11 protein-coding genes are annotated in these 16,419 nt (G+C 57.3%); 10 read left to right on the top strand and 1 reads right to left on the bottom strand.

The window, feature by feature from the left end; all coding sequences use genetic code 11:
- The first annotated feature begins 48 nt into the window (after positions 1 to 48).
- From acnD to efp, 10 genes are all read left to right on the top strand, one after another.
- Positions 49 to 2,643, top strand: coding sequence for a Fe/S-dependent 2-methylisocitrate dehydratase AcnD (gene acnD / locus ABWO67_RS06030; RefSeq protein WP_353148960.1), 2,595 nt, complete (start codon positions 49 to 51; stop codon positions 2,641 to 2,643).
- 18 nt (positions 2,644 to 2,661) lie between these two features.
- Positions 2,662 to 3,852 carry a 2-methylaconitate cis-trans isomerase PrpF gene (gene prpF, locus ABWO67_RS06025; protein WP_353148957.1) on the top strand — a complete coding sequence of 397 codons (1,191 nt, stop codon included), beginning with the start codon at positions 2,662 to 2,664 and terminating at the stop codon, positions 3,850 to 3,852.
- 30 nt (positions 3,853 to 3,882) lie between these two features.
- Positions 3,883 to 5,331: a bifunctional 2-methylcitrate dehydratase/aconitate hydratase gene (locus ABWO67_RS06020; protein WP_353148954.1), complete on the top strand. Its 1,449-nt coding sequence runs from the start codon at positions 3,883 to 3,885 to the stop codon at positions 5,329 to 5,331.
- A 102-nt stretch (positions 5,332 to 5,433) separates the two neighbouring features.
- Positions 5,434 to 5,832, top strand: coding sequence for a hypothetical protein (locus tag ABWO67_RS06015; RefSeq protein ID WP_353148951.1), 399 nt, complete (start codon positions 5,434 to 5,436; stop codon positions 5,830 to 5,832).
- Between the two features lie 24 nt (positions 5,833 to 5,856).
- A complete protein-coding gene (locus ABWO67_RS06010; protein ID WP_353148948.1) occupies positions 5,857 to 6,132 on the top strand; it encodes a GNAT family N-acetyltransferase in 276 nt (91 codons plus the stop codon).
- Positions 6,133 to 6,286: 154 nt separating this feature from the next.
- Positions 6,287 to 8,872 carry a bifunctional aconitate hydratase 2/2-methylisocitrate dehydratase gene (acnB, locus tag ABWO67_RS06005; RefSeq protein ID WP_353148946.1) on the top strand — a complete coding sequence of 862 codons (2,586 nt, stop codon included), beginning with the start codon at positions 6,287 to 6,289 and terminating at the stop codon, positions 8,870 to 8,872.
- Between the two features lie 167 nt (positions 8,873 to 9,039).
- On the top strand, positions 9,040 to 11,742 hold the full coding sequence (acnA, locus tag ABWO67_RS06000; RefSeq protein ID WP_353148944.1) for an aconitate hydratase AcnA: 2,703 nt from the start codon (positions 9,040 to 9,042) through the stop codon (positions 11,740 to 11,742).
- Between the two features lie 182 nt (positions 11,743 to 11,924).
- Positions 11,925 to 13,121: a DUF2863 family protein gene (locus ABWO67_RS05995; protein WP_353148942.1), complete on the top strand. Its 1,197-nt coding sequence runs from the start codon at positions 11,925 to 11,927 to the stop codon at positions 13,119 to 13,121.
- Positions 13,122 to 14,237: an elongation factor P maturation arginine rhamnosyltransferase EarP gene (earP, locus tag ABWO67_RS05990; protein WP_353148939.1), complete on the top strand. Its 1,116-nt coding sequence runs from the start codon at positions 13,122 to 13,124 to the stop codon at positions 14,235 to 14,237.
- A gap of 80 nt (positions 14,238 to 14,317) precedes the next feature.
- Complete coding sequence (efp, locus tag ABWO67_RS05985) at positions 14,318 to 14,875, top strand: elongation factor P (RefSeq protein ID WP_353148936.1); 558 nt, start codon at positions 14,318 to 14,320, stop codon at positions 14,873 to 14,875.
- 45 nt (positions 14,876 to 14,920) lie between these two features.
- On the opposite strand, the gene ABWO67_RS05980 is transcribed toward efp, so the two are convergent.
- Complete coding sequence (locus ABWO67_RS05980) at positions 14,921 to 15,406, bottom strand: DUF1178 family protein (RefSeq protein ID WP_353148934.1); 486 nt, start codon at positions 15,404 to 15,406, stop codon at positions 14,921 to 14,923.
- Positions 15,407 to 16,419 lie beyond the last annotated feature (1,013 nt).

Below are 16,419 nucleotides of genomic sequence, written 5' to 3'. Positions count from 1 at the left end.
CCCCCGCCCAACACCCCCTTGGACATCACCTCTTTTCTTCCGGATGCCATGAACACCGCAAACCGCAAACCCCTCCCCGGTACCAAACTCGACTACTTCGACGCCCGTGCGGCAGTCGACGCCATCAAGCCCGGCGCCTACGACACACTACCTTATACGTCTCGCGTACTGGCTGAAAACCTGGTGCGCCGCTGTGATCCAGCCACGCTGACGGCTTCACTCAAGCAGCTCATCGAGCGCAAGCGTGATCTGGACTTTCCGTGGTTTCCGGCGCGCGTGGTTTGCCATGACATCTTGGGCCAAACTGCGCTCGTGGACTTGGCTGGGTTGCGCGACGCCATTGCAGCAAAAGGCGGCGACCCCTCGTTGGTCAACCCTGTGGTGCCAACTCAACTGATCGTCGACCATTCCCTGGCTGTCGAACATGGCGGTTTCGAGAAGGATGCTTTCGAGAAAAACCGCGCCATCGAAGACCGCCGCAATGACGATCGCTTCCATTTCATCAACTGGACGAAGAAAACGTTCAAGAACGTCGATGTCATTCCTCCCGGCAACGGCATCATGCACCAGATCAACCTCGAGCGGATGTCGCCGGTCGTGCATGCGCTCGACGGGGTCGCCTTTCCTGACACGCTCGTAGGAACAGATAGCCACACCCCACACGTCGACGCGCTGGGCGTAATCGCCATCGGCGTGGGTGGTCTGGAAGCGGAAAGCGTGATGCTCGGTCGCGCATCCTGGATGCGCCTGCCCGATATCATTGGCGTGGAACTGACAGGCAAGCTGCGGCCTGGCTCAACCGCCACTGACCTGGTGCTGGCGCTGACCGAATTCCTGCGCAATGAAAAAGTCGTATCGTCCTACCTCGAATTCTATGGCGAAGGCGCGTCTCGCCTGACGCTTGGTGATCGCGCCACCATCTCCAACATGACGCCTGAATACGGCGCCACCGCGGCGATGTTCTACATCGATCAACAAACCATCGATTACCTGAAACTCACCGGCCGCGACGACGCTCAAGTCAAGCTGGTAGAAACCTATGCCAAACAGGCGGGCCTCTGGGCCGACAGCCTGAAAAGCGCCGAATATGAACGCGTGCTCAAGTTCGACCTGTCGACCGTCGTACGCAATATCGCCGGGCCATCGAACCCGCATCGTCGCGTACCTACCTCCGAACTTGCAGCGCGTGGCATATCGGGCAAGGTGGAAAACGAACCTGGCCTAATGCCGGACGGCGCAGTCATCATCGCCGCAATCACCAGCTGTACGAACACCAGCAACCCGCGCAACGTGATTGCCGCCGCGCTGCTGGCCCGTAACGCCAACGCGCGTGGCCTGACCCGTAAACCCTGGGTCAAGACCTCGCTGGCGCCCGGCTCCAAGGCAGTGCAACTGTATCTGGAAGACGCCAAGTTGCTGCCCGAACTGGAAAGCCTGGGTTTTGGCATCGTGGGCTTTGCCTGCACCACGTGCAACGGCATGAGCGGCGCCCTGGATCCCGTCATCCAGCAAGAAATCATCGACCGAGACCTGTACGCCACGGCCGTGCTATCAGGAAACCGGAACTTCGACGGGCGTATCCACCCCTACGCGAAGCAGGCTTTCCTGGCCTCGCCGCCGCTGGTGGTTGCCTATGCCATCGCAGGCACCATCCGCTTCGATATCGAAAAAGATATTCTGGGTATCGACAAGGAAGGCAACCCAGTCACCCTGAAAGATCTCTGGCCAACGGACGAGGAGATCGACACTATCGTTGCCGCCAGCGTCAAACCAGAACAATTCCGCCAAGTTTACGAACCGATGTTCGCCGTCAGCGTCGACAACAGCGAGAAACTTAGCCCGCTCTATGACTGGCGCCCAACAAGCACCTACATCCGCCGTCCGCCCTACTGGGAAGGCGCGCTGGCCGGTGAACGCGCGCTCAAGGGCATGCGTCCGCTGGCCGTGCTGGGTGACAACATCACTACTGATCACCTGTCTCCGTCCAATGCCATTATGGCGTCCAGTGCTGCCGGTGAATACCTGGCCAAGATGGGATTGCCGGAAGAAGACTTCAACTCCTACGCAACTCACCGCGGCGATCACCTTACCGCGCAACGCGCCACCTTTGCCAACCCAAAACTGTTGAACGAAATGGTCCAGGAGAACGGCCAGGTCAAGCAAGGCTCGCTGGCACGCATCGAACCCGAAGGCAAGGTCTCCCGTATGTGGGAAGCCATAGAAACCTACATGGAACGCAAGCAACCGCTGATCATCGTTGCGGGTGCCGATTACGGCCAGGGATCTTCGCGTGATTGGGCCGCCAAGGGCGTACGCTTGGCGGGCGTCGAGGCCATCGTTGCCGAAGGCTTCGAGCGCATTCACCGCACCAATCTTGTTGGCATGGGCGTAGTACCGCTTGAATTCAAACCAGGCGTAAACCGCAAGACGCTGAATATCGACGGCACGGAAACCTTCGATGTCATTGGCGAGTGCACGCCACTCGCCACGCTGACACTGGTGATTAACCGCAAAAACGGCGAACGCACCGAAGTGCCCGTCACCTGTCGTCTGGACACGGCGGAAGAGGTGTCGATCTACGAGGCTGGCGGTGTATTGCAGCGTTTCGCCCAGGACTTCCTGGAATCGACTGCGACCGCTTAAGAAAAAGGAAAAGTGCTCATGGCTCACGTACCACAAATCAAAGTGCCCGCCACCTATATCCGCGGGGGCACCAGCAAAGGCGTGTTCTTCCGGCTTCAGGATCTTCCCGAAGTAGCACGGGCGCCCGGCGCAGCACGCGATGCGCTGCTGATGCGCGTCATCGGCAGTCCCGACCCATACGGCAAGCAAACCGACGGTATGGGCGGCGCCACCTCCAGCACGAGCAAGACCGTTATCCTGTCTAAAAGCAGCCGGCCCGATCACGACGTTGATTATTTATTTGGCCAGGTCTCCATCGACAAGGCATTTATCGACTGGAGCGGCAATTGCGGCAATCTTTCAGCCGCCGTCGGGCCGTTCGCGCTAAGCAACGGGCTGATCGATGCCAGCCGCATCCCCCAAGACGGGATCGCGACGGTGCGCATTTGGCAGGCCAACATCGGAAAAACCATTATTGCGCACGTACCCATCACTAATGGCCTCGTGCAGGAAACCGGTGATTTCGAACTGGATGGCGTCACCTTCCCCGCCGCGGAAGTGCAACTAGAGTTCATGGATCCCGCCGCAGATGAAGACGGCGCGGGCGGCTCAATGTTCCCCACCGGCAACCTGGTCGACGACCTCGAGGTGCCTGGCGTCGGCACGCTGAAAGCCACCATGATCAATGCCGGCATCCCGACTATCTTCATCAATGCTCAAGACATAGGCTATACCGGCGCCGAACTGCAAGACGCCATCAATGGCGACGAAAAAGCGTTGGCGATGTTCGAAACCATACGCGCCCATGGCTCGGTGCGCATGGGGCTTATCAAACATATCGATGAAGCGGCTCAACGCCAACACACGCCTAAAGTCGCTTTTGTCGCCAGGCCGGCCGATTACGTAGCTTCCAGTGGCAAGCAAGTTTCGGCCGACGACATCGACCTGCTTGTGCGTGCGCTATCCATGGGCAAGCTTCACCATGCCATGATGGGCACTGCGGCTGTCGCTATTGGCGCGGCCGCCGCCATTCCGGGCACGCTGGTGAATCTGGCTGCTGGCGGCGGTGCGCGCAATGCAGTACGCTTTGGTCATCCCTCGGGAACCTTACGGGTAGGCGCCGAAGCCAGCCAGAATGGCGATGATTGGGCGGTTACCAAGGCCATCATGAGCCGCAGTGCGCGCGTACTGATGGAGGGGTGGGTACGCGTGCCTGGCGACGCGTTCTAGAAACTTGTTATCTACCGTTCGGGAGTCTGTATGCAAACGTCACCTGTCAAACAACCCAGCTGGGACCCCGTCCTGGTAGATATCGTCGATTACACCCAAAACTACCAGATCCAATCCACGCTCGCCTATGCAACCGCGCGCCTGTGCCTGATCGATACCTTGGGCTGCGGCCTTGAAGCACTGCAGTATCCCGCTTGCACCAAACTGCTGGGGCCGGTGGTTCGCGGTACGGTAGTGCCCAATGGCGCCAAAGTACCTGGCACCCAGTTCCAGCTGGATCCAGTCCAGGCCGCGTTCAATATCGGGGCCATGATACGGTGGCTGGACTTCAACGATACGTGGCTTGCCGCAGAATGGGGGCACCCCTCCGACAACCTGGGCGCGATCCTGGCTACCGCCGACTGGCTGTCACGCAACGCGGTGGCCGTCGGCAAAACACCGCTAACCATGCGCGACGTCCTGACGGCCATGATCAAGGCGCACGAAATCCAGGGTTGCATTGCGTTGGAGAACTCGTTCAACAAGGTCGGCCTTGATCACGTACTGTTGGTGAAAGTGGCGTCTACCGCCGTGGTGTCGCAATTGCTTGGCCTGACTCGCGAAGAAACTCTTAATGCGGTGTCGCTGGCCTGGGTAGACGGGCAAAGCCTGCGTACCTACCGTCACTCACCCAATACTGGCAGCCGCAAGAGCTGGGCAGCCGGCGATGCCACCAGTCGCGCGGTTCGCCTTGCGCTTATCGCCCAGACTGGCGAAATGGGCTATCCGTCAGTGCTGTCGGCCAAAACCTGGGGCTTTTACGACGTGCTCTTCAAAGGCCAGCCCTTCAAATTCCAGCGGCCTTATGGCAGCTACGTCATGGAAAACGTACTGTTCAAGATTTCCTACCCCGCCGAGTTCCATTCACAAACTGCGGTGGAATGCGCCATGATCATCCATCAGAAGCTCAAGGCCGCAGGCAAGGCAGAAAGCGACATCAAGAAAATCACCATTCGCACCCACGAAGCCTGCATACGCATCATCGACAAAAAGGGCCCTCTGGACAACCCGGCCGACCGGGACCACTGCATCCAGTACATGGTGGCCGTTCCCATTATTTTCGGCCGTCTTACGGCTTACGATTACGAGGATACGATTGCGGCTGATCCGCGCATTGATGCACTGCGCGATAAAATCGTATGTGTCGAAGACAAAGCGTTTACCGCCGACTATCACAACCCGGAAATGCGGTCGATCGCCAATGGCCTGACGGTAGAATTCAACGACGGCAGCAAACTGGACGAAATCGTTTGCGAGTACCCAATAGGGCACAAGCGCCGCCGCAGCGACGGCATTCCTTTGCTGGAAGACAAGTTCCGCAATAACCTTGCACGCCAATTTCCGGCCAGGCAACAGCAGCGTATCCTTGACGTATCCCTGACTCAGGAGGCACTGGAATCCATGCCCGTGCACGAATATGTGGATTTATACGTAATCTGACGCGCGGGGGCTTGTGGCGTGTAAAAAACGCCGCAAACCTGCGCAATTCCAACGCAGGTTATCCTTACACTTTTTGCCGCTCCGCGCTTGACGCCTCCCATCATGCTTGAAACCTTCGCTTTTTACGCTTTGCCTTTTAGTTTTACTCTGCTTGTCGCCTGTGCAATGACCGCTATTGTTTCGGGGTTTGTGCTGATTCTGCTCAGGCTCAGAAAAACCAACGAAATATTTCGCCATCCTTACCTGAAACAGCATGCCTGGGAACGTTACCCTCTTTCAGTACGGGCCACCATCCTGCTGGATTACTTCCTTAGGATTTCCTTTCCCACGCGTACTTTCTGGATCATCGGCCAAGCCAATCGCTTGCTCGCGCACGTACAGCCCGCCGATGTGCCCTCACGCATCAAATGGCCGCTGATCGGCTTGTGGGGCGGCTGCTTTGTCGGCATTATCGCTATGATCCTGCTGTGGAGCCTGATCCTGCTTACAATGAATGTCTGATTTCTTCCTTTCCCAGGATTCCCAATGAGCCGCAGCATTGAACATAACCTTGCCAAGCAACGATTCGAATGGACCGAAGACGGCATTCTTAGCGTACTGGACTACGAATTGTTGAACGGGGTCATGACGATCACACACACGGGCGTGCCAGAAGCCGTAGGAGGCCGCGGCATTGCGGCCGACCTTACCAAGCACGCCCTTGAGACCGCCCGCGAAAATGGCTGGACGGTACGTCCGCAGTGTTCGTATGCTGCCGCTTATATGCGCCGACACCAGGAATACGCCGACCTCCAAACGTAAAAACGGCAGAAGCGGTCTTCGCTTTTAGCATCAACGCAACACAAGCGTCTTTTAGGTCTTATATAAGATATAAGACATTTGCTTCCGTGCCTGCTTCCTTCTACAATCAGGTAGAAGCAATTTCCCCTAATCCTCGAAAAAAAGGGCATGCATAATGCTGGAATCATATCGCCAACACGTTGCCGAACGCGCCGCGTCAGGCATCCCTCCCCTTCCTCTTTCCCCACAGCAAACTGCCGACCTGATCGAATTGCTTAAAAATCCGCCCGCTGGCGAAGAAGCGTTCCTGGTCGACCTTATTACACACCGTGTGCCTGCCGGCGTTGATGATGCCGCTAAAGTCAAAGCCTCTTACCTGGCCGCCATCACACTGGGCAAAGAAACCTGTCCCCTCATCGACAAGAAGCACGCCACTGAATTGCTGGGCACCATGCTGGGCGGCTACAACATCAGCGCGCTGGTCGATTTGCTGGACAACACCGAGCTTGCCGCTGTCGCCGCCGAAGGCCTGAAGAAAACCCTGCTCGTGTTCGATGCCTTCCACGACGTCAAGGAAAAAGCCGACAAGGGCAACCAGTACGCCAAGGCCATCTTGCAAAGCTGGGCCGATGCAGAATGGTTCACCAGCCGCCCCGAAGTGCCTGAAAGCCTGACCATTACGGTTTTCAAGGTCACCGGCGAAACCAATACCGACGACTTGTCGCCCGCCCCCGACGCCTGGAGCCGCCCCGACATCCCGCTGCATGCCTTGGCCATGTTGAAAAACCCGCGCCCCGGCATCGAACCCCAGGAAGCCGGCAAGGTCGGCCCCATCAAGTTCATAGAAGAACTCAAGCAAAAAGGCCACCTTATCGCTTACGTAGGCGATGTGGTCGGTACTGGCTCGTCGCGCAAGTCGGCCACCAACTCGGTGCTCTGGCATACCGGCGAAGACATTCCTTTTGTTCCCAACAAGCGCTTCGGCGGCGTTTGCCTGGGCGGCAAGATTGCTCCCATTTTCTATAACACCATGGAAGATGCCGGCGCCCTGCCCATCGAACTGGATGTCTCGCAAATGAACATGGGCGATGTCGTTGAACTGCGCCCCTACGAAGGCGTAGCCCTGAAGAATGGCGAAGTCATTGCCAACTTCAAGGTCAAGTCCGACGTGCTGTTCGACGAAGCCCGTGCAGGCGGCCGCATTCCGCTGATTATCGGCCGCGGCCTGACCGCCAAGGCGCGCGAAGCCCTGGGCCTGCCTGTGTCGACCCTGTTCCGTCTGCCAGAAGTGCCGGCAGACACCGGCAAGGGCTTTACCCTGGCACAAAAAATGGTCGGACGCGCTTGCGGCCTTCCCGAAGGGCGCGGCATGCGTCCAGGCACCTACTGCGAACCGAAGATGACTTCAGTCGGCAGCCAGGACACCACCGGCCCCATGACCCGCGACGAACTGAAAGACCTGGCTTGCCTGGGCTTTTCCGCCGACCTGGTCATGCAATCGTTCTGCCATACTGCCGCCTACCCTAAACCCGTAGACGTCAAAACCCACCACGAACTGCCCGCTTTCATCAGCACGCGCGGCGGCATTTCGTTGCGCCCCGGCGACGGTATCATTCACTCGTGGCTGAACCGCATGCTCTTGCCCGATACCGTTGGTACTGGCGGCGATTCGCATACCCGCTTCCCTATCGGCATCAGTTTCCCTGCAGGTTCCGGCCTGGTGGCTTTCGCCGCCGCCACGGGCGTCATGCCTCTGGACATGCCTGAATCCGTTTTGGTGCGCTTCAAGGGCGAACTTCAGCCCGGCGTCACCCTACGCGACTTGGTCAACGCCATTCCGCTATATGCCATCAAGCAAGGCCTGCTGACAATCGAAACCCAGGGCAAGAAGAATATTTTCTCGGGCCGCATTCTGGAAATCGAAGGCTTGCCCAATCTGAAGGTAGAACAGGCATTCGAACTGTCCGACGCCTCGGCCGAACGTTCAGCTGCTGGCTGCAGCGTGCGCCTGGACAAAGCCCCCATCATCGAATACATCACCAGCAACATCACGCTGCTGAAATGGATGATAGCCAACGGCTACGAAGACGAACGCACTCTGGGCCGCCGTATCAAGGCAATGCAGGCCTGGCTGGCCAACCCGCAGTTGCTGGAACCCGACGCCGACGCCGAGTACGCCGCGGTTATCGAAATCGATCTGGCCGATGTGCACGAACCCATCGTCGCCTGCCCTAACGACCCGGACGATGTCAAAACTTTGTCGGACGTTTCCGGCACGGTCATCGACGAGGTATTCATCGGCAGCTGCATGACCAATATCGGCCACTTCCGCGCCGCATCCAAGCTGCTGGAAGGCAAGCGCGATATCCCCACGAAACTGTGGGTGGCGCCGCCAACCAAGATGGACCAGAAGCAACTGACCGAAGAAGGCCATTACGGCGTTCTGGGCAGTGCAGGCGCTCGCATGGAAATGCCCGGCTGCTCGCTTTGCATGGGTAACCAGGCGCAAGTACGTGAAGGCGCCACTGTCATGTCGACCAGTACACGCAACTTCCCGAACCGGCTGGGCAAGAACTCCAACGTGTTCCTGGGGTCTGCAGAACTGGCTGCCATTTGCTCACGCCTGGGCCGCATCCCGACCAAGGAAGAGTACATGGCTGACATGGGCTTGTTAAGCACGCAAGGCGACGAGATCTACCGCTACATGAACTTCGATCAAATCGAAGACTTCCAGGAAATCGCCGACTCGGTAAGCGTATAAACACTCAGTAATACGCAGGCACCACAAAAGCTCCCGATGTACTGCATCGGGAGCTTTTTTTCGTCCCATGAATGGCATAAACAGGCCTAAAATATGGCGCAAGCAGCACACGTCACGCATTTGTTCGACCCATCACGCCACAACAAGATCAATCATCGGAGTTATCCATGCCGCACAACACGTTCAATACCCTGCAAAAGTTCAAGATAGGGCGTAAAACGGCCCAGTTTTATTCTCTGCCTGCTCTAGGGGAAAAACTCGGAATCAATATCCAGCGGCTTCCGGTATCGATCCGGGTCGTACTGGAATCGGTCTTGCGCAACTGCGACGGCAAGAAGATCACGCAGACCCACATCAAACAACTTGCTTCCTGGAAGCCCCAGGCCAAGCGTACCGCTGAAATTCCTTTTGTCGTGGCCCGGGTCGTATTGCAAGACTTCACTGGCGTGCCGCTGTTGGCCGACATCGCCGCGATGCGTTCGGTGGCAGCCAAAATGGGCAAGGATCCCAAAAGCATTGAACCTCTGGTGCCCGTAGACTTGGTCGTCGACCATTCCGTCATGATCGACTATTTCGGCACCAAGAACGCCCTGGACCTGAACATGAAGCTTGAGTTCAAGCGCAACCAGGAACGCTATCAGTTCATGAAATGGGGCATGCAGGCTTTCGACACTTTCGGCGTCGTGCCTCCCGGCTTCGGCATCGTTCACCAGGTAAACCTGGAGCATCTGGCGCGTGGCGTCCATTACGATGCCAAGAACAAGGTGTACTACCCCGACACGCTGGTCGGCACCGACAGCCATACCACCATGATCAACGGCATTGGCGTCGTCGGCTGGGGCGTGGGCGGCATCGAAGCCGAGGCCGGCATGCTGGGCCAGCCTGTTTATATCCTGACCCCGGACGTGGTCGGAGTGGAACTGAAAGGTGAACTGCGTGGCGGCATCACCGCCACCGACTTGGTGTTGACCATTACCGAACTGCTGCGCAAACACAAAGTGGTCGGTAAATTCGTGGAATTCTGTGGCCCGGGCACTGCGGGGCTATCGGTTACCGACCGCGCCACCATCGGCAACATGGCCCCGGAATACGGCGCCACGATGGGCTTTTTCCCTGTCGATGACCGCACTATCGACTACTTCGAAGGCACAGGGCGCACCCAAGATGAAATCGATGCACTGAAGGCTTACTTCAAGGCCCAGGGCATGTACGGAGTCCCAGAAGCAAAAGACATCAACTACACGCAGTTGATTACGCTGGATCTGTCCACAGTTACCCCATCCCTGGCAGGCCCAAAGCGCCCGCAAGACCGCATCGAACTGGGCAGTGTCAAAAACACCTTTTCTAGTCTTTACTCCGAACCCTCATCCATTGGGTTCAATCAGCCGGCTGAAAAACTCGGCGAAGTATTCACTACCAGCGCAGGAACAAAAGTGCGCAATGGCGACATCCTGATCGCCGCCATTACGTCGTGCACGAATACGTCCAACCCCAGCGTGTTGCTGGCAGCCGGCTTGATGGCCAAGAAGGCAGTCGAAGCGGGCCTGAAAGTGCCCAAGCACATCAAGACATCCCTGGCGCCCGGTTCGCGCGTCGTTACGGACTATCTTACGAAAACCGGCCTGTTGCCCTATCTTGAAAAGCTGGGTTTCGACATTGCCGCCTATGGCTGTACCACTTGCATAGGCAATGCCGGCGACCTGACCCCCGATCTGAACGAGGTCATTACGCAAAACGGTCTGGTCTGCTCTGCAGTGCTCTCAGGCAACCGCAATTTCGAAGCCCGGATTCACCCGAACATCAAAGCCAACTTCCTGGCCTCGCCACCATTGGTCGTGGCCTATGCGCTGGCTGGCACAGTTATGCGCGATCTGATGACCGAGCCGGTCGGCAAAGGCAAAAAAGGAGACGTCTGGCTAGGCGACATCTGGCCCACCAACGCCGAAGTCCAGGCGCTGTTGAGCCAGGCGATGGATCCCCAAGTGTTTCGCAGCAACTATGCCGAAATCAAGACCAATCCAGGCAAGCTCTGGAAGCAAGTCTCCGGCGTCGAAGGCGATGTCTACACCTGGCCTTCATCCACCTACATCGCCGAGCCGCCCTTCTTTAACGGCTTCGAAATGCAACCGGCCGCCATGCCCGGCGTCAAGGGTGCCCGCGCCCTGGCTGTATTCGGCGATTCAGTGACGACCGATCATATTTCCCCTGCCGGCTCCATCAAGGAAAGCTCCCCCGCTGGCCAATGGCTCGAGGCGAATGGCGTTATGAAGCAGGATTTCAACAGCTATGGTTCGCGACGCGGTAACCACGAAATCATGATGCGCGGCACGTTCGCCAACGTACGGATCAAGAATCTGATGATTCCCGCACTATCCGATGGTAGCCGCTTTGAAGGCGGGGAAACGCTGTGCCAACCCTCGGGCGAACGCCTGTCCATCTATGACGCCGCCATGAAATACGTAGCGGCCGACGTTCCCACGGTCATCTTTGCAGGCGAAGAATATGGCACGGGCTCATCGCGAGACTGGGCGGCTAAAGGCACCCAGTTATTGGGCGTCAAAGCGGTGATCGCCCGCAGCTTCGAGCGCATCCATCGCAGCAATCTGGTTGGCATGGGCGTCTTGCCACTGCAGTTCAAGAATAACGACAGCGTCGATTCCCTGGGTATCACAGGCGAAGAAACATTTGACGTGTCCGGTATAGAAACCGGCATCAAGCCGCAACAAGACATCAAGCTGACGATGCACCGTAAAGATGGCAGTTCGCAACAGATCGATATGCTGTTGCGCATAGATACCGCCACGGAAGTCGACTATTACCTGCACGGCGGTATTTTGCCCTACGTACTGCGCGAACTGCTCGCCGACTGATAGCCAGTCGCCTTTAGCAAGCGCAAACAAGCAGCCCCGGCGCACCGCCGGGGCTTTTTTTCGGCCTGGCGGGACAGAGCTGTGCCGCGCACCATATCGAAGTCTTTCCGTAAAGCAGCCCACAAAGATGGGTAGAGCGTTACACTAGGCTTCTAACCAACTTGTATTGTCTTATGCTCCGTATGCCTGCCCCACCCTCCCGTTTATCCCGCGATGCCCAACGTCTTGTAGCCCTGACGCAAGCGCTAGCGCGCTCCGGAAGTCGGCTCGAAGATGTCTACTGGGAAAACCTGTTGGCCACCCAGTTGAACAAACTTTTGCAGGGCAAAAAAAACAAGACGATAGAAACCGTACTTGAACACCTGCTGGCGACCGATCTGAATGCCTACGAAATTCTCGTAGAACAGGCAGAAACCCTGTCTGAATCCACGACCATCGTCCATCAAGGCATTGAATACGACGCCTTGATGTTTTCAGCGCCCGTCGTGGCCTGGACCCGTTATCAGTTGCCTGATGGCACACTTACCTCTGCCCAAAGCAAAGCGCTTGCCAAGCACTTGAAAGATTGCATTGTTGCGGATGGCGCCCATATGGCGCTTATTCCTGCTCTCGTCAATTTCGATCAAATGCCGCAATCGTTCCAGGAGACCCATACCTGGACACAGCGCCTGGCGCAGTTGGCATTAGGCACCTCGACTGAATCCTGCCAAATCAATAAGCCGGAAGATCCTGAAGGCATGCTGGCCGACGCGCGCTTCGCCGTCGGTGTGATCGTGGTACCCAAAGGCCAGGCCGTCTTCAAGTGGCAAACGCTCCAGGACGATGCCATCGCCCTGCGGCAAGCTTGCCAAGAAGCTTGGGAAACCGCAAGCGGCGAAATCATCACGCCAATGTTCACGGGCTGCCATGTCGAATACCTGCAGCCCGACGCCTACTATATGAACAGCCGCGAAGCTGACCGGCGCATACGTCCGCTGGCGTTGAAAGCAGCCGTCACATGGCTACAGACCGCCGCGCACCTGCCTGGCGATGATCTGCGCGCCGTCATTACAGGCTGCGGCGACACAGTTATTGAAGAGTACCGGGTGGGCTTCAGTACACGCCACAGCAACGAAGTTATTTATGGCTGCATCTGGCCGGTGCTCAGTAAAGAAGAAGCGGCTGCCGACAGCATGGAAAGCGAAGTCATCGACGTACCCGATGAAATAGCCGCCCTGCTGAAAGAACAGGGCATTGCCGACGTCAGACGCCTGCCCGGCATCCATCCAGTCGAATTTTGCGACGATTGCGGCGCGCCTTATTTCCCGAATCCGCTGGGTGAAATGATGCACCCCGAGCTTCCCGAGGAAATTGACATGGCGCCCGTCCACTTCCACTAAATGTCCGCGCAGTCCTTTGATATTTTTTGCCGGGTCGTCGATAACTTCGGCGACATCGGTGTGTGCTGGCGCTTAGCCAGGCAGTTGGCGCAGCCCCCCTATCTAAGCAAAGTTCGCCTGTGGGTTGACGACCTGCACAGTTTTACCCGCATTGAACGACAAATCGATCCCCATGCGCCGCAGCAAACCGTAGATGCGGTCGATATCATGCATTGGACGCCCTCGACCACTCAGCTGAAACCTCATTCAGTCGTGATCGAAGCCTTTGCCTGCGACCCGCCCGCCGCGTTCGTGGACGCCATGGTCCGGGAAAACAGCCTATGGATCAATCTGGAATATCTCAGTGCCGAAAGCTGGGTTGAATCCTGCCATGCGGTACCGTCCATGCAAGCCAATGGCTTGCGCAAATATTTCTTTTTTCCGGGGTTCACGCCCGCCACCGGCGGCCTGCTGCGTGAACCTGGCTTGCTGGCCAGGCGTGACCAGTGGCTGTCCAAGCCGGCGCACCGCTTCGAGCTTCTTCATGCCCTGGGCGTACCGCCCAACCAGCTCCAGCGTTTACAACAGGGCGCGCGCCAGGCATTCTTGTTTTGCTATCCCAACGCCCCTGCCCTGGGGCTGCTTGACAGCCTGAAGCAGCAAACGACCCCTAGCGTACTCATCGTCCCCGCTGGCGTATATCCGGAACTGCTGAACGAACAAAGCGAGCATGTATACGTTCATGAAATTCCCTTCGTGAATCAGACCACTTTCGATCAGTTGCTATGGAGCAGCGACCTGAACTTCGTGCGCGGCGAGGACTCCCTGGTTCGGGCGTTATGGGCCGGCAAGCCGCTGGTGTGGCAGATTTACGCCCAAGAGGAGGACGCACATATGATCAAGCTGCAGGCCTGGCTGGAACGATCCCCCTATTCCGGGCAGGTTCGCGATCTTATGGCAGGCTGGAATCGCGGTGGGCGGACGGAGTTCGCCCTGCAGATGAATACGGCACTGCGGCCGGAAAATTGGAAAACCTGGCAAGCGGACAGCGCAAAATGGAGCAAAAAACTGTCTGAATACCCCGATTTGGCCTATACCCTGGCCGGATTTTGCGCGCAGCAGCACCGATCAGGTTAAAATACCGGGTTTAGTAAGTCATGCTCCGGCCCGGCAGTGGCATCTGGCGGAGCAATCACACCCCGGAGTATTTTAAATATATGAAAACCGCACAAGAATTGCGCGTTGGCAACGTTGTTAAAGTCGGCAACGACGCACTGGTCGTACAAAAAACAGAATATAACAAGTCGGGCCGCAACTCGGCTGTCGTCAAGCTCAAGTTCAAGAACCTGCTTACCGGTTCAGGCAGCGAATCCGTTTCCAAAGCTGATGAAAAATTCGAGGTTGTCCAACTCGAGCATAAAGAATGCACCTATTCTTACTATGCTGATCCCATGTATGTTTTCATGGATGAAGAATACAACCAGCACGAAGTCGAAGCTGAAAGCATGGGCGACACCCTGAACTACCTTGAAGAAGGCATGAAAGTCGAAGTCGTGTTCTACGACGGCCGTGCTATTTCGGTTGAGCTGCCCACCATTGTGGTACGTGAAATCGTCTACACCGAACCCGCTGTCAAGGGCGACACATCAGGCAAAGTCCTGAAACCAGCCAAGACCAGCACCGACATGACGGTAAACGTGCCGCTGTTCTGCAATATCGGCGACAAAATCGAAATTGATACACGCACTGGCGAATACCGCAGCCGCGTGATGTAAACCTTGCTGCAGACGGCGTCGCGCCGTTTGCAGCAATTGATCCGCTTATTGCAAGCGATCATCGTCCAGGAAATCGGGGATAGGCATTACGGCTATCCCTTCCTGGGCCAACTCTTCCCTTTCTTCAGGCGTTGCTGTTCCTCGAATAGCCCGTTCTTCTGTTTCGCCGTCGTGCATGCGACGCGCTTCTTCAGCAAACTTTTCCCCCACGTTTTCGGTATTACGCACGATTTGGCGGATATGACGCATGACTTCAGCCTGTAGCTGCGCCATTTGCTTGGCAGCGGGTGCAGCGACTTGCCCACCTGACCGCGCGGGGCTGGACGATGAGGCAGGGGCGATATCAGGACTTTGCGCATGGCTCAGGTTAAGCCGGGGCGCGGATAGCTTCTTCACCACCCGGCTGCTGTTGCAGACCGGGCAGCTCAATAGCCCTCGCGATTGCTGTGATTCGTAGCTGTCGGCGGAGCCGAACCAGCCTTCGAATACATGGCCTTGATCGCATTGAAGATCGAAAACTTTTAGTGTCATGACTCTAATATATAGGTGTTTCTACTTAATGCAAGGTGACGGCGGGGATTTCTTATGCGGGGTCATTCGATAAGACGTTGGCTAGAAGGGAGATTTTCGTTTTTTGTTCTGCTTTCGTGTTGCTCTTGATCCGGCGCGGCGGGCTGGCTTAGGCAGGACGAATCCTCGCTGCGGGCAGGTCCTGGCGTTTACATTTCTTCCTAATACGCGTGTCAGATCCTGGTAGGGGATGTTTTGCTCCTCGTGGCCCGATTCGGCGCCCTGCGCGCCGAACCAGCGTGGCTTGGCTCGTACGCCCATTCGGGCTGCCTTCGCCGACAGCCCGCTGGCGGGACCCCGAAAGTCGCTGCAACATCCCCTACCAGGACCTGCTCCGCTGCATCATGGAAGATTGAAACATCGCTGGGACAGGCAGCGTGCCTGGCATCTTTGCGTGAGACTGGCGATTGACGACCGGATGTGCGAACAGCCACCAGTTAATACCGTGACCGTTATGGACAGCCGTGATCGCCACCGTAATGGCTACCGTGACCACTCACTGTCCCTATTGCAATCGTCACCGCGACCGGCGCTTATACCCGGCTCCATGTCCGGAGTGCCCCGGCAGGCGGGGCGTGAAGGACGAGCGCATGAGTTCTTCTGAACTAGCGCTGGCCTTCAAAAGTAGGCAAAGCACACTACCCGTGCCAGCGACCTTGCGAGTCTATCTAACGCAGCCGCAGGTGTGATGATGAGGATATGAGCGACGTTCGGGGCCCCGCCAGCGGGCTGTAGGCGAAGGCAGCCCGAATGGGCGTACGAGCCAAGCCACGCTGGTTCGGCGCGCAGGGCGCCGAATCGGGCCACGAGGAGCGCATATCCTCATCATCACACCTGCGGCGTGTAAGAAATAACAGCAAGACCGCAACAACGACGTGTGACCGCGCAGCTGGCCGCGATCCAGGCTGACTGCGCGGGTGGACCGCAGCGAGGATTCGCCTTGCCCACTCCCGGCACACTGCCCCGTCATAAAT

Origin of the sequence: Pollutimonas bauzanensis (assembly GCF_040393045.1) — a bacterium.
In the GTDB taxonomy this organism is placed as follows: domain Bacteria; phylum Pseudomonadota; class Gammaproteobacteria; order Burkholderiales; family Burkholderiaceae_B; genus Pollutimonas; species Pollutimonas bauzanensis_A.
The sequence above is the reverse complement of the archived record's forward strand: the minus strand, read 5'-3'. Positions and strand labels throughout refer to the sequence as shown.

What these genes read in the sequence shown, in the direction of transcription:
- acnD (WP_353148960.1), top strand. Translation starts at nt 49, where the DNA reads ATGAACACCGCAAACCGCAAACCCCTCCCCGGTACCAAACTCGACTAC.
- prpF (WP_353148957.1), top strand. Translation starts at nt 2,662, where the DNA reads ATGGCTCACGTACCACAAATCAAAGTGCCCGCCACCTATATCCGCGGG.
- ABWO67_RS06020 (WP_353148954.1), top strand. Translation starts at nt 3,883, where the DNA reads ATGCAAACGTCACCTGTCAAACAACCCAGCTGGGACCCCGTCCTGGTA.
- ABWO67_RS06015 (WP_353148951.1), top strand. Translation starts at nt 5,434, where the DNA reads ATGCTTGAAACCTTCGCTTTTTACGCTTTGCCTTTTAGTTTTACTCTG.
- ABWO67_RS06010 (WP_353148948.1), top strand. Translation starts at nt 5,857, where the DNA reads ATGAGCCGCAGCATTGAACATAACCTTGCCAAGCAACGATTCGAATGG.
- acnB (WP_353148946.1), top strand. Translation starts at nt 6,287, where the DNA reads ATGCTGGAATCATATCGCCAACACGTTGCCGAACGCGCCGCGTCAGGC.
- acnA (WP_353148944.1), top strand. Translation starts at nt 9,040, where the DNA reads ATGCCGCACAACACGTTCAATACCCTGCAAAAGTTCAAGATAGGGCGT.
- ABWO67_RS05995 (WP_353148942.1), top strand. Translation starts at nt 11,925, where the DNA reads ATGCCTGCCCCACCCTCCCGTTTATCCCGCGATGCCCAACGTCTTGTA.
- earP (WP_353148939.1), top strand. Translation starts at nt 13,122, where the DNA reads ATGTCCGCGCAGTCCTTTGATATTTTTTGCCGGGTCGTCGATAACTTC.
- efp (WP_353148936.1), top strand. Translation starts at nt 14,318, where the DNA reads ATGAAAACCGCACAAGAATTGCGCGTTGGCAACGTTGTTAAAGTCGGC.
- ABWO67_RS05980 (WP_353148934.1), bottom strand. Translation starts at nt 15,406, where the DNA reads ATGACACTAAAAGTTTTCGATCTTCAATGCGATCAAGGCCATGTATTC.